General features: G+C 43.2%; 1 protein-coding gene. It reads left to right on the forward strand.

Features of this window, described 5'->3' with window-relative positions:
- Positions 1–556: collagenase (locus R7E78_RS29345; RefSeq protein ID WP_318059048.1), on the forward strand; the 556-nt coding region annotated here is incomplete at both ends.

Raw genomic sequence — 556 nt, forward strand, 5'->3', positions numbered from 1 at the left:
TCACAAACCAAAGCGTTTTACGATGTGATTGAATCTGACTCAAGTTATATCCATCGTTTGAGTGGTTTTATTACCAACAACGAATGGGCGATAGGCACGGATTCTGAACAACTACTTGGCAATGCCGCGCGAGAGCTCGCTAGGCTGGTAAAAACTGAAGATGCAGAGACCAAAAAAGTCGTTGTCGACACTTTAGATTCTTTGTTAAAGCGCTCCCCGCTAGGCGGTAAGTCAGACCGAATTTGGGTTGGCATCGCCGAAATGGTTGACGCTTATGCATCAGATTATCTTGAGCAGCTAGGGCTAAGTAACTCAAAATCTGTATTAAAGCAGCGAATAATGACATTCAGTTATGATTGTCGCGGACCCGCGCGAATTCTTGCTCAAGAGATGACAGAAGCTCAAGCAATAACAAGCTGCGAAACATTAAACCTCAAAGAAGATGACTTCCACCAAACTGTTAATACCGGATATAAGCCTGTCGCTGATGATCATAGCGATAGTGTCGATGTTATTGTTTTTAAAACCAAAAGTGACTACTCAACCTACTCCAGCT

It is taken from the genome of Vibrio sp. YT-19(2023), assembly GCF_033337395.1.